20 protein-coding genes and 3 pseudogenes are annotated in these 20,014 nt (G+C 68.9%); 11 read left to right on the forward strand and 12 right to left on the reverse strand.

Translation table 11 applies throughout. The annotated features are described in order from the left end of the window. Positions 1–125 precede the first annotated feature (125 nt). Positions 126–389: pseudogene (locus QEG98_RS29855) on the forward strand (hypothetical protein); the annotation flags it as partial. Positions 390–463: 74 nt separating this feature from the next. Next, the gene (locus QEG98_RS29860) at positions 464–1,309 is read left to right on the forward strand and encodes a ChaN family lipoprotein (RefSeq protein ID WP_316563742.1); all 846 of its coding nucleotides are present in this window, start codon (positions 464–466) and stop codon (positions 1,307–1,309) included. On the opposite strand, the gene QEG98_RS29865 is transcribed toward QEG98_RS29860, so the two are convergent. Further along, a complete protein-coding gene (locus QEG98_RS29865) occupies positions 1,237–2,157 on the reverse strand; it encodes an RluA family pseudouridine synthase (RefSeq protein WP_316563743.1) in 921 nt (306 codons plus the stop codon). The genes QEG98_RS29860 and QEG98_RS29865 overlap by 73 nt on opposite strands. Before the next feature lie 134 nt (positions 2,158–2,291). On the opposite strand from QEG98_RS29865, the gene QEG98_RS29870 reads away from it, so the two are divergent. Beyond that, the gene (locus QEG98_RS29870) at positions 2,292–3,206 is read left to right on the forward strand and encodes a serine/threonine-protein kinase (protein WP_316563744.1); all 915 of its coding nucleotides are present in this window, start codon (positions 2,292–2,294) and stop codon (positions 3,204–3,206) included. An 11-nt stretch (positions 3,207–3,217) separates the two neighbouring features. Here QEG98_RS29870 and QEG98_RS29875 read toward each other — a convergent pair whose 3' ends face one another. Then, positions 3,218–3,586 (reverse strand): hypothetical protein, encoded by a 369-nt coding sequence (locus QEG98_RS29875; RefSeq protein ID WP_090490120.1) that lies wholly within the window; start codon positions 3,584–3,586, stop codon positions 3,218–3,220. 173 nt (positions 3,587–3,759) lie between these two features. Here QEG98_RS29875 and QEG98_RS29880 point away from each other — a divergent pair, with 173 nt between their 5' ends. After that, positions 3,760–4,809 (forward strand): serine hydrolase domain-containing protein, encoded by a 1,050-nt coding sequence (locus QEG98_RS29880; RefSeq protein WP_316563745.1) that lies wholly within the window; start codon positions 3,760–3,762, stop codon positions 4,807–4,809. 75 nt (positions 4,810–4,884) lie between these two features. On the opposite strand, the gene QEG98_RS29885 is transcribed toward QEG98_RS29880, so the two are convergent. Further along, a complete protein-coding gene (locus tag QEG98_RS29885; protein WP_316567988.1) occupies positions 4,885–5,247 on the reverse strand; it encodes a DoxX family protein in 363 nt (120 codons plus the stop codon). A 235-nt stretch (positions 5,248–5,482) separates the two neighbouring features. Here QEG98_RS29885 and QEG98_RS29890 point away from each other — a divergent pair, with 235 nt between their 5' ends. From QEG98_RS29890 to QEG98_RS29900, 3 genes and pseudogenes are all read left to right on the forward strand, one after another. Further along, positions 5,483–6,121, forward strand: coding sequence for a hypothetical protein (locus QEG98_RS29890; protein ID WP_090490436.1), 639 nt, complete (start codon positions 5,483–5,485; stop codon positions 6,119–6,121). Positions 6,122–6,377: 256 nt separating this feature from the next. Next, positions 6,378–7,304 (forward strand): triacylglycerol lipase, encoded by a 927-nt coding sequence (locus QEG98_RS29895; protein WP_316563746.1) that lies wholly within the window; start codon positions 6,378–6,380, stop codon positions 7,302–7,304. 356 nt (positions 7,305–7,660) lie between these two features. After that, positions 7,661–8,370, forward strand: a pseudogene (locus QEG98_RS29900) (lipase secretion chaperone). A gap of 34 nt (positions 8,371–8,404) precedes the next feature. On the opposite strand, the gene QEG98_RS29905 reads toward QEG98_RS29900, so the two are convergent. Together QEG98_RS29905 and QEG98_RS29910 are read right to left on the reverse strand one after the other, a co-directional pair. Beyond that, positions 8,405–8,803: a GFA family protein gene (locus QEG98_RS29905; RefSeq protein ID WP_090490125.1), complete on the reverse strand. Its 399-nt coding sequence runs from the start codon at positions 8,801–8,803 to the stop codon at positions 8,405–8,407. Positions 8,804–8,856: 53 nt separating this feature from the next. Continuing rightward, complete coding sequence (locus tag QEG98_RS29910) at positions 8,857–9,306, reverse strand: hypothetical protein (RefSeq protein ID WP_244171724.1); 450 nt, start codon at positions 9,304–9,306, stop codon at positions 8,857–8,859. 285 nt (positions 9,307–9,591) lie between these two features. Here QEG98_RS29910 and QEG98_RS29915 point away from each other — a divergent pair, with 285 nt between their 5' ends. After that, on the forward strand, positions 9,592–9,780 hold the full coding sequence (locus tag QEG98_RS29915; RefSeq protein WP_316563747.1) for a hypothetical protein: 189 nt from the start codon (positions 9,592–9,594) through the stop codon (positions 9,778–9,780). Positions 9,781–9,795: 15 nt separating this feature from the next. Beyond that, positions 9,796–10,257: a YaiI/YqxD family protein gene (locus QEG98_RS29920; RefSeq protein WP_316563748.1), complete on the forward strand. Its 462-nt coding sequence runs from the start codon at positions 9,796–9,798 to the stop codon at positions 10,255–10,257. A 114-nt stretch (positions 10,258–10,371) separates the two neighbouring features. Here the strand turns inward: QEG98_RS29920 and QEG98_RS29925 are convergent, their stop codons facing one another. After that, on the reverse strand, positions 10,372–11,376 hold the full coding sequence (locus QEG98_RS29925) for a DNA glycosylase AlkZ-like family protein (protein WP_316563749.1): 1,005 nt from the start codon (positions 11,374–11,376) through the stop codon (positions 10,372–10,374). Between the two features lie 431 nt (positions 11,377–11,807). Between QEG98_RS29925 and QEG98_RS29930 the strand changes: the two genes are divergently transcribed. Beyond that, complete coding sequence (locus QEG98_RS29930; RefSeq protein WP_316563750.1) at positions 11,808–12,416, forward strand: 2,3-bisphosphoglycerate-dependent phosphoglycerate mutase; 609 nt, start codon at positions 11,808–11,810, stop codon at positions 12,414–12,416. 193 nt (positions 12,417–12,609) lie between these two features. Then, positions 12,610–13,293 (forward strand): DUF4476 domain-containing protein, encoded by a 684-nt coding sequence (locus QEG98_RS29935; protein WP_316563751.1) that lies wholly within the window; start codon positions 12,610–12,612, stop codon positions 13,291–13,293. Between the two features lie 73 nt (positions 13,294–13,366). Here QEG98_RS29935 and QEG98_RS29940 read toward each other — a convergent pair whose 3' ends face one another. From QEG98_RS29940 to ccoN, 6 genes and pseudogenes are all read right to left on the reverse strand, one after another. Further along, the gene (locus tag QEG98_RS29940) at positions 13,367–13,945 is read right to left on the reverse strand and encodes a hemerythrin domain-containing protein (RefSeq protein WP_316563752.1); all 579 of its coding nucleotides are present in this window, start codon (positions 13,943–13,945) and stop codon (positions 13,367–13,369) included. Positions 13,946–13,956: 11 nt separating this feature from the next. Further along, the gene (gene hemN, locus QEG98_RS29945) at positions 13,957–15,330 is read right to left on the reverse strand and encodes an oxygen-independent coproporphyrinogen III oxidase (protein WP_316563753.1); all 1,374 of its coding nucleotides are present in this window, start codon (positions 15,328–15,330) and stop codon (positions 13,957–13,959) included. Positions 15,331–15,468: 138 nt separating this feature from the next. Beyond that, positions 15,469–16,890 (reverse strand): cytochrome c oxidase accessory protein CcoG, encoded by a 1,422-nt coding sequence (ccoG, locus tag QEG98_RS29950; RefSeq protein ID WP_316563754.1) that lies wholly within the window; start codon positions 16,888–16,890, stop codon positions 15,469–15,471. A gap of 133 nt (positions 16,891–17,023) precedes the next feature. Continuing rightward, positions 17,024–17,461 (reverse strand): annotated as a pseudogene (locus tag QEG98_RS42310) (cbb3-type cytochrome c oxidase N-terminal domain-containing protein); the annotation flags it as partial. Next, positions 17,451–17,633 (reverse strand): cbb3-type cytochrome oxidase subunit 3, encoded by a 183-nt coding sequence (locus QEG98_RS29965; RefSeq protein WP_011555494.1) that lies wholly within the window; start codon positions 17,631–17,633, stop codon positions 17,451–17,453. The pseudogene QEG98_RS42310 and the gene QEG98_RS29965, both read right to left, overlap by 11 nt. After that, on the reverse strand, positions 17,633–20,014 hold the full coding sequence (gene ccoN, locus QEG98_RS29970; RefSeq protein ID WP_090490136.1) for a cytochrome-c oxidase, cbb3-type subunit I: 2,382 nt from the start codon (positions 20,012–20,014) through the stop codon (positions 17,633–17,635). Before ccoN ends, QEG98_RS29965 begins: the two co-directional genes overlap by 1 nt.

Genomic DNA, 20,014 nt, shown 5'->3' on the forward strand with positions numbered 1-20,014 from the left:
GCGCCCTCTCCATCCCGGCGGGTCCCTCCCGGGGCGCCCTCGCGCCAGCGGTTGTCACCGGTCCACCACCTCGCCAACCCGGGAGTGGTCCACGAGGCCTGCCTTGTGGATGAATGGCGCGCGTGATGCGCACGCTCCTCATCGCCTCCGTCCTGCTGGTCGCCACCGCCTGCTCGCGCGCCAGCGCCACGCGTCCTGATTCCGCCGTGGAGCAGCCTGGCGTCCAGGCGCCGCTTCCCAACGAGTGGTCCTCTCCTCTGCTCCGAGAGCATCCGCTCACGGGCCGCATCTGGGACGTGAAGGCGGCCCGCTTCGTGGACGCGAACACCCTGCGCCGCTCGCTCGCCCAGGCCCGCTTCGTGGTGCTGGGAGAGCGGCATGACCAGCCCGACCACCACCAGCTCCAGGCGTGGCTCGTCCAGGCCCTGACCGAGGAGGCCGGAAGCCCGCGCTGGCCTTCGAGATGCTCGACGTGGGGCAACAAGCGGCGGTGGACGCGTCACTGGCCCAGGCCCCGCGGGACGCGGAGGCGCTCGCGCTCGCGGTCAACTGGGCGGGCAGTGGCTGGCCGGACTGGGCCCTGTATCGGCCCGTGTTCGCGGCCGGGCTGGAGGCGGGGCTTCCCATCATCGCCGCCAACCTGCCGCGCTCGCAGGTGAGGGATTTGGTGATGCGCGGCCCGGAGGCACTGGCCCCCGAACTGCGCCAGCGCCTGTCGCTGGACACGCCGCTGCCTGAGCCGGTGGAGCAGGCGATGCGCCAGGAGCAGGACGAAGCGCATTGCGGTCATCTACCCCAGGAGATGCTCGGCCCCATGGTGCAGGCCCAGCGTGCCCGGGACGCGCACCGGCGGACCGGCTGTCGAACGCGGACACCGGCCAGGGCGGCGTGCTCATCACCGGCAACGGCCATGCACGGACGGACCGGGGCGTTCCCGCGCAGCTCGCGGCCCGTGCGCCCGGCCAGGACGTGCGCTCCGTGGGATTGCTGGAGGTCGACCCGAAGCTGGCCGCGCCGGCGGACTACGCGGCCTCTTTCGGCACGCAATCCCTGCCCTTCGACTATGTCTGGTTCACGCCGGCGATGCCCATGGAGGACCCGTGCGCGGCGCTCCTCAAGCGCCCCAAGAAGTAACTCCCGGGGCGCGTGGCGTGACATCGCCAACACGTCTGGGATTCGCCGGACATGGTGGGTGGCAACCTGTTGCTCCAGGTGCGCTTCTAAGGACGACCGCGCTCACCCACCCCGCAGCACCGTGAGAGCGCGCTGGAAGTCCTCGGGCAATGGCGCCTCGACACGGACGGGCTGACCCGTAGCAGGGCTCGGAAGCTCCAAGGTGAAGGCATGCAGCGCCTGCCGCCCCAGTGTCCGCGCCGCGGCATGCGCGCGTGCCTCCGGCGGACCGTAGAGAGAATCCGCCAGCACGGGGAACCCGGCCTCGGAGAGCTGCACGCGAACCTGATGCGTGCGGCCCGTGTCCAGGTCGACCTCCAGCAACGCGGCATCCGCGAAGCGCTCGCGAACCTCGAAGGAGAGCGCCGCACGACGCGCGGAGGGCACGCGGGTGGTGAAGCGCCGAGGGTCCGCCGGATCTCTGGAATAGGGCCCCTCCAGACGACCCTGCGACGGCGGCTGCCCCAGCACCAGCGTCCAGTAGCGCTTGTCCACGCGCTTCTCCTGGAAGGAGCGCAGAAGCGCGGCGGCGGCCGTATCCGTGCGTGCGAAGGCCAGACAGCCACTCGTCTCCCGGTCCAGGCGGTGCACCACCCCGGGCTGGGCCAGGCCCTCCACATCGAAGGGCGGCCGCTGCGCGGCGAGCAACCCCACCACGGAGGCCGCGCGCCCTTCCGGCTCCACCACGATACCCGGAGGCTTGTTCACGATGACCAGGGCCGCATCGTCATGAAGCACTGGCAGCACCGGCCCTTCAGAAGAGGCCACCGGCGCGGCGCGAGGCTCGGGCCTTTCGAGCTCAATCTCCTCGCCGCCCCACAGCTTGCGCGTGGGCTGGCACTTCTTGCCTCGGATGCGAACCGCTCCCGCATCAATCAGGGCACGAGCCCGCTCCAGGTTGATGCCTGGGACCTGCTTCGACAGGAAGCGGTCGAGCCGCTCACCGGCGGCCTCACGAGGAACCTGAACCTTCTGCTGTGCCATGCGCTTCCCGTCCCTCAACGCGAGGGGCGAGTCAACGGCCTTGGGCGCCGTCCCCGCCACGCCACACGGGAGCATGGCTTGCGGACGACGAGGACGGCCCGGAAGATGGCGAAGAATCGACCCGGCCCGGCCCCGTGAATCCGACCTGCCCCACATGTCATACGCCCCACCCTGGCGCCGAGGCAGGCCCGCGACACACCTGCGCCGCCTGCGGTGCGGACCTCACGCACGGCGCGCAGACGCGAGGCACACCGCAGGAGCCGGACCTCACGGGTGAATCCCTGGCGGGCTTCCAGTTGAACTCCCGCCTGGACACCGACGCCACGGGCTGGCTGTACGCAGCGGAAGGCCATGTGGGTCCGTGCGTGGTGAAGGTGATGTCTTCCTCGGTGGCAGCGGATGCGGAGGCGCGAGCGCGCTTCCACCGGGAGGCGGAGACACTGCGGAGCCTCCGCCACCCAGGCATCGTCCGCGTCCTGGCGGTGGGCGAGGAGCGCGGCCACTGCTGGTACGCCCTGGAGCCCGTGATTGCGGCCGACCTGGAGACGAGACTGGACCGGGTGAACGCACTGCCCTTCCAAGAGGTGGAGCAACTGGCGCTGCGGCTGCTCGATGCGCTCGGCGCCGCGCACGAAACAGGGCTTGTCCACGGAGACGTGCGGCCCCAGAACATCCTGCTCGCGAAGGACGGCGCGATGCTGACGAACTTCGGCCTGTCGCTCGTGCCTCCCGGTGCCCATGGCTACCAGGCCCCCGAGCAACGACAGTGGGGCCGCGCCGTCCCGCAGTCGGACCTGCATGCGCTGGGGCGCGTCCTGCACGAGGCGCTCACGGGAGGCATGCCGGAGACGCAGCCACTTCCCCAGGGCGTGCCCCGGCACCTGCGCCGGTTGCTGAAAGGCCTGCTCTCGGAAGCCATCCAGGACCGCCCCGACAGCGCCATCTCCGCGCGGCGACTGCTGACCCAGCGTGCGCCGCTGGGCCCTTTGGTCGTGGGCGTCGCCGCGCTGCTGGCGATGCTGATGTTCCTGCTGCTGCGCGCGGCGTGAGCGCCTCCCGCTCAGAGGCCCTGGAGCTGGACACCGGACATGCGGTGCTTGGGCTTGCGGCGGATGAAGCGGTTCGCATCGCCGCGCCGGTAGCAGGTGATGAGGCGCTCCTCGTCATTGAGCAGGACAATCCATCCACGCGCCTGCCGTGCCACATCCAGGTTCCGCCAGGCCCACGGCAGCTCCCGCTCCAGCACCGTGACGTGCGTCATGCCCGTCGCCCGGGTCCGGATGCCAAACTCCAGGATGAAGTCGAGCACATCGTCGCGAAGCTGCCGAAGCGAGCTGCGCTCGACGAAGTGACGCGTGGCGGAAAACCCAGGGGAAACGGGCGGACGGCAAACGGGCATGGCGTGGACCTCCTGTTGCCAGGAGGCCATTACACATGCCGTTCCAACGCTTCATTCCCAAGATTCCGCGCACTTGGTCGGCTCCGGCGCGGCGGACGAATGACATTCCGTCAATTCCCGTGCAGGCGTGTGACAGCAAGGCGCGGACACCCCGACGCCGGCCCTCCCTGGCCGCTCCGGACACATGGTGTAGAAGGCCCGCCATGCGTTCCGTGCCGAAGCCGCCCCCCGGTGAATTGCTCCAGGATGCCACTCGTGCCTACGTGCGCGGTTATCGCACGGCGTCCCTCTGCGCCGGCATCACCCAGGGAGGCGTGCATCACGTCGAAGCGCTGCGGAGCAAAGGCGCGCCGCCCTCTGAAAACGCCCTCTTCGCGCTGGGCGAGCTGACCCCGGTCTTCACGGGGGCCCTCCTCGCGTTGCTCGTGGACCAGGGCAAGGCACGGCTCGACACGCCCCTGTCCGAGGTGATTCCCCGGTCGCTGCTCGCGGATGCCACGGCGGGCCGCATCACCCTGGAGCAACTGGCGACACACACCTCGGGAATGCCCCACCTGCCTCCCAACCTGGAGCAGAACGCCCAGACGATGGAGGACCCTTTCGGCCATTACGACGCGAGACACTTCGGAGAATTCCTCCAGACCTATCAGCCGGAATGGCCGCCGCCGCGCCGCTATGCGCCCTCCATCCTGGGCATGGGTGTGCTGGGCCACGCGCTCTCCCGGCGTGCGGGGCTCAACTACGGACACGCGTTGAGGGACCTGCTCTTCAAGCCCCTGGGCATGGCCGACACCACGCTGCGCCTGTCCGAGGAACAGGAGCCGCGCCTGACGCCCGGCCACACGGCGCGAGGCAAACCCATCCCCCAATGGACCTTCCCCGCACTGCCGGGAGCTGGCGCCGCCTACTCCACCGCCCCCGACCTGCTCCGCTTCCTCGATGCGAACCTCGGACGGGGCGACGCGGGCGTCGTGCGTGCCCTGCAGCTGACCCATGTGCCGCGCGCGGAGGCGAACCCTGGGAAGATGGGGCTCGGGTGGAGCGTGACGCAGGTGCGCGGTCAGCCGGTGGTGTGGCGCGCCTCCGTCATCCGGGGCTACACCAGCTTCATGGGCTTCGCCGCTGGAGCGGACGCGGGCGTGGTGCTGCTGGCGAACCATGGCTGGTCCTTCTTCTCCGCGCTCCGTGGGCGCATCCCCCTGCAAGCCCCAGGGCTCGAGCTGCTTTCCCGCCTCCTCCCGACGGAGGCATAGGTTCGGCGCCCGATGCCGGGGGGAGTCCGCCCCACGCGATTGTCTTTCCCTCGTCGGGCGCGGCGTGGCGCGTGCTCAGGGCGAGCGGCGCAGGGGCAGCAAGGCCCGGAGACGTGCGTCCCGCAGAAAGAGTCCCGCCCAGGCGAAAACGCCCACGAGGATGGGGGCGATGAACGGCTCGGACAGACGCACGTGCGTCGAGGTGGCGCCGCCAAGGTAGCCCGTAACGAGGATGGCGCCCAAGACGGCCGTCCGCGGCACCGCGTAGAGCACCATGCAGAGGAGCTCGGTGATTCCAATGGCCAGCAACACCGAGCCAGGGTAGCCAGACTTCTCGAATCCCTGGATGACTTCGGGTGACTGACCCAGCTTTTTCGACGCGCTGAAGGCCAGCGTGGCGACGACGAGCCCGGTGAAGATGCGTCCCAGCCAGAGCATCCATCCCTTGGCGGCAGGGGCGGACTGCGTGGAGGCCGGGGAGGCGGCGGAGGAAGTGCTCGACATGAGAGAGACGCCCTGGGTGGAAGTGAGACCTGGAAGCCTCGCCGTTCTAACGACCCCACACACTTCTCCACAAGGGACGAGGCGCAGCGAACAAGCCCATTCGGGGAAGGATGCGCTGTTGACGGAGAGGTTGGCCGCGCGCTCCAATGGCCATCATGGGGGTCGTTCCATGACGTTGCTGAACGAATTACGCCAGCGCATTGACTCACGCTTTCCGCTCACCGCCTATGCGGACCCAGCGCCACGCGCATTCCAACCCGCCGCGCTGCTGGCGTTCGCCACCCGGGTGACGGATGCCTATGCGGCCGACGCCCGGCACCTTGATGAGGGATGCAGCGGCTCCTGGCGAGCCCTGCTGGCCCACGCCTTCGACGTCTACGAAGCCGTCCGGCCCTGCCTGTCCATCCGCTATTCGACGCGCACCGTGTACGCAGGCCCGGAGGACATCGTCGCGGACCTGGAGCGGGGACAGCTCGAAATCAACACCGAGCACTGCGAGCATCCCTTGTGGACGCCGGAGGAGAACTGCGTCTTCCGCATCGTCCATGACGTGATCCCCCATGCCATGTACGCGCGGCCCTTCTCACTGGAGGGAGAAGTGCTCGCCTTCCATGACCACGTCCGCCGGGCCCCTGCGGAGGCGAAGCTGGCGCTGTTCACGGAAATCTTCGGCTATGCCGCCATCCGCTACTCCACCGGCGTGTATCCCGAAACGCAGAAGTGCATTGTCTTCCCGGAGCTGCTCGCGGACTACGAAGCGGGCTTCCTCCCGCCCGCGGGCAATCCATCCACACAGCCCGAGGCGTAGGCCCTTCGAACGCCAGCGCCGGAGCGTCTTCTTGCGCGCGGTCCGCGCCGCCTTGATGCGCTCGCGCAGCCCCGGCTCCGCTCAACGCACTGCGCCGTGAGTACTTAACGCAACACAGCAAGAGCATGCGACAACTGGCCTCGCCCGGTTTGCCGATAATGCAGGAGGCGCCTTGATTCTGGTCTGTGATTGGCCTACGCGTTGATTCGCGGGTCAATCCGCAGTGGACCCGCCCCCCGAACAGGAGCCCCTCCTCATGCGAAACGCTGTCCGGACACTGGTTCTGGCTGTCGCGGCACTTGGCTTGTGGGCGCAACCCGCGCTCGCGAGTACCCAAACGCAGACCCGCTATCCCATCGTGCTGGCGCACGGCATGGCGGGCTTCGACTCACTGTTTGGCGTCTACGACTACTTCTACGGCATCGGCTCCGACCTGCGCGCGGGCGGGGCGACGGTGTACGTGACGAGCGTTCCGCAGTTCAACACCACGGAGCAGCGTGGCGAGGCGCTGCTGGCGCAGGTGAAGGACATCGTCGCGCGCTCGGGCAAGGGCAAGGTGAACCTCATTGGCCACAGCCACGGCGGCCTGGACGTGCGCTACGTGGCGGCGGTGCGCCCGGACCTGGTGGCGTCCGTGACGACGGTGGGCTCTCCGCACAAGGGCGCGGACCTGGCGGACTACCTGCGCGCCAACCTCCGGGGCGGCTCCTTCACGGAGAGCGTGCTGGCCTATTTCGCCAACAACCTGGGCACCGTCCTGGGGCTGCTGTCGGGGAAGACGAACCCGCAGGACGCCATTGGCGCGCTGGCGGCGCTCAGCAAGTCCGGCACGGCGGCGTTCAACCAGAAGTACCCGGCGGGCATCCCCTCCAGCAGCTGTGGCCAGGGCGCCGCGACGGGCACGCAGGGCCAGCGCTATTACTCCTGGTCCGGCACGGACCCCTTCACCAACCTGTTCGACGCGTCCGACTACCCGATGAAGCTGAGCTCGTTCTTCTACAGCGAGGCGAACGACGGCCTGGTCGGCAAGTGCAGCTCGCACTTCGGCACGGTGCTGCGTGACAACTACGACATGAACCACCTGGACGAGGTGAACCAGGTGCTGGGCCTCACCGCCTTCTTCACCAACCCGAAGACGGTGTTCCGCAACCATGCCAACCGCCTGAAGGGGCTCGGCCTCTAGACGGCCGCGCGCGAAGGACCGCCATGAAGCGCCGCGCCGTCATTCCCGTAGCCGCGCTGTGCGCCCTGCTGGGTGCGGGCGTGTTCTCATGGTGGAAGGCCCGGGCGACGCCCACGCCGCCCGGGCCCGCTGTCGCCGCTGTCTCACCGCCGATGCCCTCCGTGCCGCGCGTGGGTACACCGGTGCCGCAACGTGCCGTGCTCACCGCGTCGCCCACGTCCGCCACGCCCACCCTGCCCCCCATGCCGGGCTCGCTCCAGGACACGGAGGAGGATGGCTCGGCGCAGGTGGATGCATCGGGTCACCTGGTGGTGTCGGCGGACCTGCGGCGCCTGTTCGACTACTACCTTTCCGCGATGGGCGAGGAAGGGCTGCCCGTCATCCGCGAGCGCATCCTCGCCTCGCTGCGGGCCAAGAATCTGCCAGCCGCGGCGCTGGAGGAAGCCGTGCGCGTGCTGGATGACTACCTGGCGTATCGCGACGCGGCGCGCACCTTCGCGGCGAACCAACGGGGCGCGGAGCTGGACGTGGGCGCGCGGCTGGAGTCCCTGCGCGAGCTGCGCCGCGAGCACATGGGCCCCTGGGCGGAGGGACTCTTCGGTGACGAGGAGCGGGTGGACGCGGTGTCAGTGGAGCGGATGAAGCTCCAGCAGGACACCACGCTGTCGCCCGAGGAGCGCGAGCGCCGCATCGCCGCGCTGGATGAACAACTCCCCGCGGAATACCGCGCCAGCCGCGACGAGGCGCTGCGCCCCTGCGGCAGCAGGCGGTGGAGCGCGAGCTGGTGGAATCCGGTGCGTCGGCCGAGGACCTGCGCCAGCACCGGCTGGCCACCGTGGGCGCGGAGGCCACCGCGCGGCTGGAGGCCATGGACCGCGAGGAGGCCGAGTGGAAGCGGCGGCTGGCGGAGTTCCGCTCCCGCCGGGAGGCGCTGGGCCAGTCCGAGCCGAACCCCGCCGCGCGTCAGGCCGCCGTGCAGCGGCTGCTGTTCGACTCCTTCACCCCGGAGGAGCGCTTGCGGGTGGAGGCCCTGGACGCCATCGACGCGGCGGCCGGAGCCCCCTGAGCCTCACAGCGCCGGGGCGAGAGCAAGCGGGTGCTCACTTCCCAGGGAAGGTGTCGTACTCCACGAGGCCCGGAGTGATGTCGTAGTAGTCCCCCTTGCTGCCCAGGTAGATGTGCGCCTTCTCGCGAATGCCGGTGGGCGACTCCAACGTCCCGGCGCAAATCGACATCTTCGCGGAAGGCGCTTCATCGAACAGCACACTGGAACCGCACTCGACACAGAAGCCGCGCCGCACCGTGGGCGAGACGGTGTGCCATTTGAGGCCGTGCTCCTCCGTGAGCCGGAAGCCATCCCGGTCCACGGCAGCGTAGGCCCCGACGTGCCCATGCCATTTGCGGCACTTCGAGCAATGACAGTACGTCACCGCCGTCAGCGGCGCGCTCACCTCATACCGCACCGCTCCGCAAAAGCAGCCACCCGTGTTCTTGTTCATGCGCTCGTTCTACAACACACACCACGAGCGAGCACGCAATTCATGAGCAGGGTTCAATCGTCATCATCATCGTCTTCATAGTCCCCGTCCAAGAAGCCAGCGGCCCGCTCCGGCGACGGCACGTTGAAGGTGCAGGTCAGCTCACTGCCATCCCTGTAACGATAGACGAAGCGGCCCGCGGCCAGGTCATCATTCACCGCGTCCAGGGTCACCGAGCCCGCCACCGGCACGCCCGTCGTTTCGGGAAAGCCCGTCGTCGAGTGTGTCGCCACGCTGGCGAGCCAGTCCACCACCAGCGAGTCCGCCGCCGGCACCAGCCGCTGCCCGTCCTCGTTGGACAACGCCACCGTCACCGGCCCGCCGCTGACGACCGCCCCATTCACGAGCCGGATGTCCACGCCGAACCTCGTCATGCCCGCGGTGCTCTTGGGGTCGTAGCTCAGGTCAATCCAGGTGCCGTGCTGCCCATTCCCGCCGGAGCCATTGCGGATCCACCGGGACATTTCACCATCGATGGGCCATTTCACACGGGTGCCCAGGAGGGTGCCTTGGCATTCCCCCGTGGCGTCGGTACCGCAAGCCGAGGTGAGCATGGCGATGGCAATGATTGGAATGACGACACGCATTGAAAGTAGACGCATGGGCGTCATCATAGATGCAACCGCCAGTCCTTCCGCAAAGTCCCCAGCCGATGTCTTCCATCCTGGGCTACGCGTCGCGTCACGACAACCGCAAGGGATTGCCTTTCACGGTTTGTCCCCGATCCCGGGCCGTTCGTCCCCACCAGCGTGCAAGGCATCCCTGTCGCCCAGTTGGAGACGCTGTCACAGGGAGAGGACCTGCTGGTCCTGGGCACCGACGGAACGGCCGTGCGCACCGGGAGCAGCCACCACGCCGGCGTGGAGCCCGCGCTGGGCCTTGGGCCGGCAGGCGCGGGCGCTCGGCGCGCCGTGGGTGAGTCCGCGCGCGAATCCTGAGATAGTCGTGCCCGTATGAAAATCTGGGTCGATGCCGATGCCTGCCCGGGCCCCGTCCGGGACATCATCCTGCGTGCTGGCCAGCGCGTGAAGGTTCACTCCGTCTTCGTGGCCAACCACGCGCTTTCCCTGCCCCGGCTGGCCTATGTCTCCAGCGTGCAGGTGGGCGCGGGGCTCGACGTCGCGGACCAGCACATCGCCCAGCAGGCGCAGCCGGGGGACCTGGCCATCACCCAGGACATTCCGCTCGCCGCGCTGCTCGTACCCAAGGGCGTCGTGGTGCTGGACCCGCGCGGAGAGGTCTTCACCGAGGAGAACGTCGCCGAGCGGCTCTCCGTCCGGAACTTCATGCAGGAGCTTCGGGAGAGCGGCGTGACGACTGGAGGCCCGAACGGCTACTCGGCGCAGGACCGCCAGCAGTTCGCAGGCGCCCTGGACCGGGAGCTGACCCGGCTGGTGAAGGCGGAGCCCAAGTAGAACCTGAGAGCGCCATTCAGCCATCGCTGGGCCCTCAACGCCCACATCGAGAACGTGTCCCCCGAGGAGATGCAGCGCCGCTGCACGCAGCGGCGCCAGGGCTGAGGCTCCGGCCTACTTCCCCAGCGACTTCACGAAGTCCGCGCGCTTCTGCACGGAGTCCTCGTTGTCCAGGCTGAAGCTGCGCGCGAGGCTGAAGTCCTCTCGAAGGAACGTGGCCGTGTCCTCGGCCAGGGCCTGTACTGCCTTGCGCCGCTTGGGCGCCAGCGGCTCGAAGGTGTGGAACACCACGTCGTCCGCCTTCGGGTCGAACTCCCACAGCCCCACCAGCCGCTCCGCATCCAGCACGGGGCGGACGAAGATGTGGGCGGCCGCTCCCAGGGTTCCGCCCTTGGCGGAGCCCCACGTCGGAACCTCGATGCCATGGTGCTTGGGGTCCGTCACCCAGGCGGGCCCGCCATGCGACGAGACATACAGGTCATGCGCGGGCAGCAGGGACACGGACGTCGCCACGGGGACCTTCTCTCGCAAGGCAGCCAGGACGTCCTCTGGCACATAGGCCGCCTCCGAGTACCCTTCCACGGCCACCGGCACCAGCCCCGCCCGCGCCACGGCTGCCTTCGCGTCCTTCTGCGAGAAGGCCGACCACGCCGCGAAGTCCTCCACCGTCGCCGGACCGAACTGGCGGAAGAAGAGGGCCGCCAGCCGCGCGTTGCGCTCCTCCGCCGCGGCGGGCACCTTGGCCCCGATGAAGGGGTTGCGAGCCGTCAGCCGCCACAGGTAGCGCTCCGTATCCAGCCGCCCGCCCTCGGTGCGGCGCTCCACCTTGCCCTCGAACTCCAGGTGGCGCAGCGCGGGCGGCAGCGTCGAGGACAGGCCCACCTTCTTGCCCACCTCGCCCAGGCTGCGCACCACGCCCGCGGGCATCGCCTTGCGCAGCGCGTCCGTGGACAGCGGCCCCTTGCGCAGCGCCACCAACGCGGCCTCGGCCACGTCCGCCAGCTCCTTCGCGTCCAGGCCCACCTTCTCGTGCTCGCGGTCGGCCCGCTTGCGGTACGCCTCCTCGGCCACGCGCATCACCAGGGGCACGTGGGCGCGAGGCACCGTAGATGCAGCCACGCACCGCGGGAATCACCTGGAGCTGGGACGCCTCCGCCGCCGCGTCCAGGTCCGCCCGCCGCAGCCCCGGCACTCGGGCCCGCACCGCCAGGTACACGTCCACGCCGCCCAGCGTCCGCACCCAGCCCGTCGCGGCGACCACCTCTTCCAGGCTCCCCTTCAGCGGCTCCGCGAGCCCCTGCGTCCGCAGCCAGTGCGCACGGGCGCGGGCCAGGGTGATGCTCAGAGCGGAATCAGCGGATGCGGCGACCTTGCGAGCCATGGTGTCTCCTCCTCCGCTCCCTCTAGTGCGATGGGCCCCGGCTCCACCAGGGGCACCGCGTGAGAAAGCAGCCTGAACGGAGCGCGAGACTGTGGAGCCTGGAACGCCCGGCCCCGGGTGGACGCGTACACCCCTGGCCGCCCCAGGGCTTCGGGATTACCTGGAGGCCATGCCTACCCTCGTCCTGGTCCGACACGGTCAGTCGCTGTGGAATCAAGAGAACCGCTTCACCGGCCTCGTCGACGTCCCCCTCACCGACCAGGGGCGCCAGGAGGCCCGGCGCGCGGCGGAGGCGCTGAAAGGGATGAAGTTCGACGTCGCCTATACGTCAGCGCTCATCCGGGCGCAGGAGACGCTGTCCATCCTCCTGGACGCGTTGGGACAGCAGGTCCCCACCATCCGGGACGCCGCCCTCAACGAGCGCAACTACGGCGACCTGCAGGGGCTCAACAAGGCGGACGCCGCGAAGCGCTGGGGGGACGCGCAAATCAAGGCGTGGCGCCGCTCCTTCAATGTGCCGCCCCCCAACGGCGAGTCCCTGGAGATGACGGCGGAGCGCGTGTTGCCGTTCTATGAGCGCGCCATCGCCGGGGACCTGCGCCTGGGGAAGAACGTGCTGGTGGTGGCCCACGGCAACTCCAACCGTTCCCTGGTGATGAAGCTGGACCACCTCACGGGGGAGCAGGTGGTGGGGCTGGAGCTGGCCACCGGGGTGCCGCTCGTCTACGAGATGTCGCCGGACGGCGAGGTGCTGTCCAAGCACACCGCGTCCCCCTGACTCAGGTGAAGGCACAGGGGGACTACCCATCCCCCTGGAGTCATGGGATACGCACGGCGGCGCGAGGACGGCTCAGGCCGTTCCAGGGGGAACTTCCGTGGTCCGGAGGCAGGCTGCACGCCCTACCGCGTCCGGTTGAATGGAACCGGCCCCGGCGCGTCAGATGCTTCGAGCACATGAAAGGACGCTCCCCATGAAGGCCCTGATCACCTCCCTCGCTCTCCTCTTCGCCCTTCCCTCCCTGGATGCCCACGCCCAAGCGGAAATGCGCCGTCCGCCCAGCCCGCCGCCGGGGCAGCAGATGCCGCAGCCGCACCATCCGCACCATCCGCACCAGCCGCACCAGCCCCACTACCCGCCGCAGCACACCGGCAGCCAGGTGGTGGTGGACCGGCGAGAGCTGAACGAGCGCCTGGACCGGCTGGAGAAGCTGCTGAAGGAAGCCGAGCAGCGGATGAACCGGCAGGAGCGCAACAAGTTCCGCAACGCCAAGGAGACGCTGAACTCCGTGCAGGACCTCGTGAACAGGGCGCCGCTGCTGGCCACCGTCCTCCCGCCGCCGCCGATGCCGCCCCCGCAGCCGGTGGTGCGGCCCATCTCGGACAGCGAGCTGCGCCGCATCCACTCCTCCATCTCCCTTCAGACCTTCGCCGAGGACAAGATGCGCGTGCTCGTCTCGGCGGCCCAGCACCACTACTTCCTGGTCTCCCAGGTGGGCCAGCTCCTGGGCAACTTCCAGTTCACCCAGGACAAGCTGGCCGTGGTGCGCGAGCTGAAGCCGTACATCCTGGACCCGCAGAACAGCCACATGCTCTACAGCCACTTCTCCTTCTCCAGCGACAAGAAGCGGCTGGACGACATTCTCTCGCAGCGCTGAGCCGCGCGGGCTGACAGGCAGACAGCAGGACTCCGGGCGTCGCGGGAAGTGCTTCCGCGGCGCCCGTCGCGTTTTAGAACGAGCACACCGGTCCGCGCGGGAAGAGACGTCCCGCCGGGGGGGGCGTGAAGGCGCGCTCCATGGCCTCCGCGGCCTCCGCCAGCGAGCCATGCGATGCCTCGATTCGAGCGAAGCGCGTCCGCATCCGGTCCAGGATTCCCGCGGGCAGCAGCCGCCGCGCCATGGGGAACACCTGCGCCTCCTCCACCGCGGTGTGCCCCCGGTACAGGCGCAACCAGTCATCCGCCGCGTCGAGCATGCGCGCGGGGTCCGTCTCCCCACCCCGCAGCATCGCCTCCGCCGCGCAGAGCATGGCCACCGCGTGCTCGCTGCCGGTGCCGTGCTCGCCGGACACCTGGGCCAGCAGCCCGGGCGCCAGCGGCAGCCGGTGCGCCACCATCGTCTGGAAGAGCACCATCTCCTTCGCGTGGTGGCTGCCGTCCACGAAGGTGAGGAAGAAGTTCGCGGCGCGAAGGAAGAGGGAGGCCGAGACGAACTCCCCATCGCGCCCCTTCGCCACCGCCCGCTCCAGGACCACCAGCACGCGCTGGATGTGGCGGTGCTCCTGGTTCAACACGTCCAATGCATCCATGACCGACCCCTTCACACCGTGCGGGAAAAGCGGGGGCGCTCCGTCCCCGCGAGATACGCGTCGAACACCATGGCCACATTGCGGACGAAGAGCCGCCCCATGGGCGTCAGCTCCAGCTGCGAGCCGGTGCGCGTCACCAGGCCATCGGCATCGAACGCGCGCAGCCGCTCCAGCTCCGGCGCGAAGTAGTCGGCGCCGTCCGCCCCCAGGTCCACCCAGAAGTTGCACATGAGCCGGGTGATGACCGCGCGGCGGCGCTGGTCGTCCGCCGTCAGTGACAAGCCCCGCTCCGTGGCCAGGCAGCCCTGGGAGACGCGCTCGTAGTAGCGCGGCAGCGCGCGGACATTCTGCGCATACGCGCCATCCACGTCGCTGATGCCGGTGCTGCCAATGGCCACCACGTCCGACGCGGCCTTGACGGTGTAGCCCTGGAAGTTGCGGCCCAGCCGGCGCTCGGCCTGCGCGCGCGCCAGTTCGTCCTCGGGCACCGCGAAGTGGTCCATGCCGATGGGCCGATAGCCCGCGGACACAAAGGCCGAGTAGGCGGTGCGGAACAACTCCAGCTTGGCGCGCCCGCTGGGAATGGCCTCCGCGGGCATGCGCCGCTGGTGCTTCAGCACTTCGGGCATGAACGCGAAGGAGTAGACGGCCAGCCGGTCCGGCCGCATCGACAACACCGTGTCCAGCGTGCGGGCCCACCCCTCGGCGTCCTGGTGTGGCAGGCCGTAGATGAGGTCGAAGTTCACGCCCTTGAAGCCCAGCAGCCGCGCGTGCTCCAGCAGCGCCCGCGTCTCCTCCGGGGACTGGATGCGGTTGGTGACCGCCTGCACGCGCGCGTCGAAGTCCTGCAGGCCCATGGACACGCGGTTGAAGCCCAGGCTCCGCAGCAGCGTGAGCTGGCCGGGCGTCGTCACGGCCGGGTGGATTTCGATGGCCACCTCCGCGTCCGACGCGATGCGGAAGCGACGGGTGAGCGCCGTCCACAGCCGTTCGAGCTGCCGCTCATCCAGGAAGGTGGGCGTACCTCCACCCCAGTGAATCTGGGACAAGGAGCGCCGGCAGCCGAGCCGCTGCACCACCAGGTCCAGCTCCATCTCCAGATGGTCGATGTATTGGTCCGCCGCGGCCCGGTCCCGGCTGATGACGACGTTGCAGCCGCAGTACCAGCAGAGACTGCGGCAGAAGGGCAAGTGCACGTAGAGCGACAGCGGCTCGGCGTGCTCCCGGGAACCTGCATGCTCGAGCCGCTCCACCAGATGCTCCGGACCGAAGTCCTTCCGCCACTCGGGCGCCGTGGGGTAGCTGGTGTAGCGAGGGCCGGAGACGTCGTACCGGCTCAGCAGGGCTTCGGGTGGCGTGGGGACTTCCTGGCGGGGGGGCTCCATCTCACCGCTTCGCCATTCCAAGCCTCGTGCCAGGTTCATCCAGGACGGGGCTGAGGAGGAAGTCGCGCAGGACTTGCGGCCCTATCCCCCCACGGCGCAACCCCTGCGCCGTAGCGCCCTGACCGGGGGAACCTCGCCCTACCCGCCCTTTGCGGCAGGCCCCAGGAACTGGGCCTCCATGCGCTTCACTTCACCGGAGGCCGCGTCGGTCACCTCAACGGTGAAGTGGAATGGAAGCTCCGTTCCGCTTTGGTCCACGGTGATGAACAGCGGCACTCGGAAGCTCTCCAGCGAGGCGAGCGTCACCTGCGCCTGTGGCACCACCACCTTCGCGGGCACGGGGCTGTCCACGCGGATGGTGAGCACCGTCTCGGAGGGGTTCTTGTTCACCAGGTGCAGCTCGAACTGGTTGCGCACCGTGCCCTGCTCGACGACGTAGGGCATGCCCTGGAAGCGCAGCAGGTTCGCCTCGAAGGGCACGCGCCGCACGAGGCTCAGCGTGAGGCCCACCACCGCCACCAGCATCAACGCGCCGTAGATGAACAAGCGGGGCCGGAGCACCCGCCGTGGCTGCCCATCCAATCCGTTGAGCGAGTCATAGCGGATGAGCCCACGCGGCCGGCCCAGCTTGTCCATGACGCCGTCGCACGCATCCACGCACTGTGCGCACGCGAGGCAGTCCATCTGCAAGCCATTGCGGATGTCGATGCCCGTGGGGCACACGGCCACGCACTTGAAGCAGTCCACGCAGTCGCCGCGCGGAGGCGGGGCCGGGACACCCGGAGCGGCCTTGATGAGACGGCCCCGGGGTTCTCCGCGCCGCGTGTCATAGCCGACGATGAGCGAATCCCGGTCCTGCATCGCAGACTGGAGGCGGCCATACGGGCACACCACCACGCAGAGCTGCTCACGGAACCACGCGAAGTTGAAGTACAGTGCGCCCGTCACGGCCATGGCCCAGGTGAAGGCCACCGGCGAAGCCACCGGGCCGTCGGCCACCATCGCGACGAGCCCTCCCGCCGAGACGAAGAGGCTCAACGCCGCGTGGGAGATGAGCAGCGACACCGCGACGTACGCGGCATGCTTGAGCACCGCCCGCGCCACGCGCACGGGCGTCCACGGCTCCTTCGCGGCCTTCAGCCGCCGCTCCCGGGGCCCATCGATGAACCGCTCGATGGGACGATAGAGCGCCTCCAGGAACACCGTCTGGGGACACGCCCAGCCGCACCACACGCGTCCCAGCCACGCGGTGAAGAACAGCAGGCCGAAGCCCACCGACGTCAGCAGGAACAGGACGCGCCAGAAGTCCTGCGCGTTGTACGTGCCCCCGAAGAGATAGAAGCGGCGCGCCGCCACGTCCAGGTGCACCGCCGGGTGGCCCCCCACCTCCACCAGTGGAAGGGCCAGGTAGATGGCGATGAGGACCGCGAAGCCCACCCGCCGCCGAGTGATGAACCGGCCGCGAACGTCCGCCGGGTGGAGCGCCAGCCGCGAACCATCCGCGTGGATGGACGTGAGCTGGTCGATGCGCGGGCCATCCCGCTGCGGTGCCGCCGACATGGCTGCTTCCTCTCCGTGAGCTACGGCTGCTCGGGCTCGCCCTGCGGCTCCTTGCCGCCGGCGCGTTGGTGCCCTTGAGCGTGAGCAGATAGGCGGTGACGGCCTTGACGCGCTCGGCGCCCAGGGTGCGCTCCCACGCGGGCATGCCCTTGGCCACCACGCCGTCCGCCACGACCTTGTGGATGGCCATGGGCCCGCCACCGTGCATCCAGTACGCGTCCGTCAGGTTGGGGCCGATGGAGCCCTGCCCCTGCACGCCGTGACAGGCCGCGCAGTTCGCCTGGAACACCTGCTTGCCGCTCTCCAGAGAGGCCGGGTCCTTGGCCAGCGCGAGCAGCATGCCGTCAGACGCCGGCGCGTTTCCGGACGCGCGCTTCGCCACCTCCGCGGATTCAGCGGCGTACTCACCGAGCTGGCCGGGCCCTACCTCGGCGATGTGGTACCAGAACCAATACCCCGCGCTGAAGATGATGGACGTCCACAGGATGAACAGCCACCAGTTGGGCAGGTGGTTGTCGTGTTCCTCGATGCCGTCATAGACGGAGTGCACCAGCGGCTTGTCACTGCTCATGGCGGCCCTCCCCCTGCTCGCTCAGCGGCATCCGCGCGAGCGCGTCGAAGTCCCCGCTGCGCCGCGCCACGAACACCCAGGCGACGACGCCGAGGAACACCGCGATGAACAGGACCAAGGCGAAGAGGGGCAGCTCGGTGAGCGACATCCCTTGATAGAATTGCTTGTACATCAGCGGCCCTCCTCACTGGCGATGGTGGCGGCAGGCAGACGGTCCGGCGGCGCGGGCGCCTTCTCCGGCGGCGCGGGCAGGTCCTGCGGCCCACGGCCCAGGCGCTGGAGGTAGGAGATGATGGCCACCATCTCCGAATCCCACGCCACCTGGACGCCCTGCGCCGCCAGGTCCGCGGTGATGCCCTCCGCCTGACGCTTCTGTCGCGCCTCGGCGCCGTCCACGTCCGCGTTGCTGTACGGCACGCCCAGCCGCTGCATCAGCGCGAGCTTCTTCGGCGCGTCCTTCACGACGATGCGCTGCTCGGCCAGCCACGGGTACGGCGGCATGTTGGAACCGGGGCTCGTCGCCCGAGGGTCCATCATGTGCGTGTAGTGCCAGAGGTTCGGGTACTTGCCGCCCAGCCGGTGCAGGTCCGGGCCGGTGCGCTTGCTGCCCCACTGGAAGGGGTGGTCGTAGATGAACTCCTCCGCGCGGGACACGTCGCCGTAGCGCTGCGTCTCCGCCACGAAGGGGCGAATCATCTGAGAGTGACAGGTGTAGCAACCCTCGCGGACGTAGAGGTCGCGTCCCTGGAGTTCCAGCGGCGAATACGGCTCCTGCGCCTGGCCGTGCGCCGGCACCGCCTGCTTCAGCATGATGGTGGGCAGCAACTCCGCCACACCGCCAATCAGGATGGCGATGAGCGTGAGCACGGTGAAGGCCAGCGGCTTGCCCTCGATGAGGCCAAACCACGACGGACGGCCTGCTTCACGGTCCCTGCGGGTGACAATCCAGGCGAACTCGCCCAACGCGATGATGGCTCCCATCAGCACCACCGCGCGCACTGGCTTCGCCCAGCCGAGGAACATCGTCACGGTGAGGATGGCGATGGCGAACACCAACGGCCGGCCCGTGACGACCTGCACCCAGCCAGGCGTCGGGGCCTTGGCGGGGACGGGCTCGGCGACGGGCGTGGGCGGCTCCACGACGACGGTGGTCTCCCCGTCCACGGCCTTGCCGGCGCGGGCCGTCTTCCACAGGTTCCACGCCATCATGATGAAGCCCACCAGGTACATGGACCCGCCGACGAAGCGGACGATGTACATGGGCCGGATGGCCAGCAGCGTCTCCACGAAGTTCGGGTAGAGCAGCGTGCCGTCAGGGTTCGCCGCTTGCCACATGAGGCCCTGCGTGACGCCGCTGATCCACATCGACACCATGTAGAGGAGGATGCCCACCGTCCCGAGCCAGAAGTGCGCGTCCGCCGCCTTGGGCGAGTGCAGCTTCGTGCCGTACAGCCTGGGTACCAGCCAGTAGAACATGCCGGCCGCCATGAAGCCGTTCCAGCCCAGCGCGCCGCTGTGGACGTGGCCGACAATCCAGTCCGTGTAGTGGCCCAGCGCACTCACCGACTTGATGGACAGCAGCGGCCCTTCGAAGGTGGCCATGCCGTAGAAGGTGACGCCCGCGATGAGGAACTTGAGGACGGGGTCCTCGCGCAGCTTGTACCAGGCGCCCTTCAGCGTGAGCAGGCCGTTGAGCATGCCGCCCCACGACGGCGCCCACAGCATGACGCTGAAAATCATGCCCAGCGACTGCGCCCAGTCCGGCAGCGCCGTGTAGAGCAGGTGGTGCGGACCAGCCCAGATGTAGATGAAGACCAGGGCCCAGAAGTGGATGATGGACAGCCGGTACGAGTACACCGGCCGCTCCGCCGCCTTGGGCAGGAAGTAATACATGATGCCCAGGATGGGCGTGGTGAGGAAGAAGGCGACGGCGTTGTGGCCGTACCACCACTGCACCAGCGCGTCCTGGACGCCCGCGAAGACGGAGTAGCTCTTCATCCCCGACAGCGGCAGCGCCAGGCTGTTGACGATGTGCAGCACCGCCACCGTGACGATGGTCGCGATGTAGAACCAGATGGCGACGTAGAGGTTCTTCTCGTGGCGCTTCGCCAGCGTCCAGAAGAAGTTGATGGCGAAGACGACCCAGATGACGGCGATGGCCACATCGATGGGCCACTCCAGCTCCGCGTACTCCTTGGAGGTGGTGAAGCCCAGGGGCAGCGAAATCGCCGCCGCGACGATGATGAGCTGCCAGCCCCAGAAGTGGATTTTCGAGAGCAGGTCCGACGCCATGCGCGTCTTCAACAGACGCTGCGTGGAGTAGTAGATGCCCGCGAACATCATGTTGCCCACGAAGGCGAAGATGACCGCGTTCGTGTGCAGCGGGCGCAGGCGGGAGTAGGTCGTGTAGGGGATGCCCAGGTTCGCCTGCCACCAGGCGAGCTGACTGGCCGCCAACGCCCCTACCGCCATTCCCACGATGCCGAACAGCACCGACGCGATGATGAAGCGCCGGACCGTGGTGTCGTCATAGATGATTCGTTGCTGATGCAC

The organism is Myxococcus sp. MxC21-1 (genome assembly GCF_032612255.1).
In the GTDB taxonomy this organism is placed as follows: Bacteria; Myxococcota; Myxococcia; order Myxococcales; family Myxococcaceae; genus Myxococcus; species Myxococcus virescens.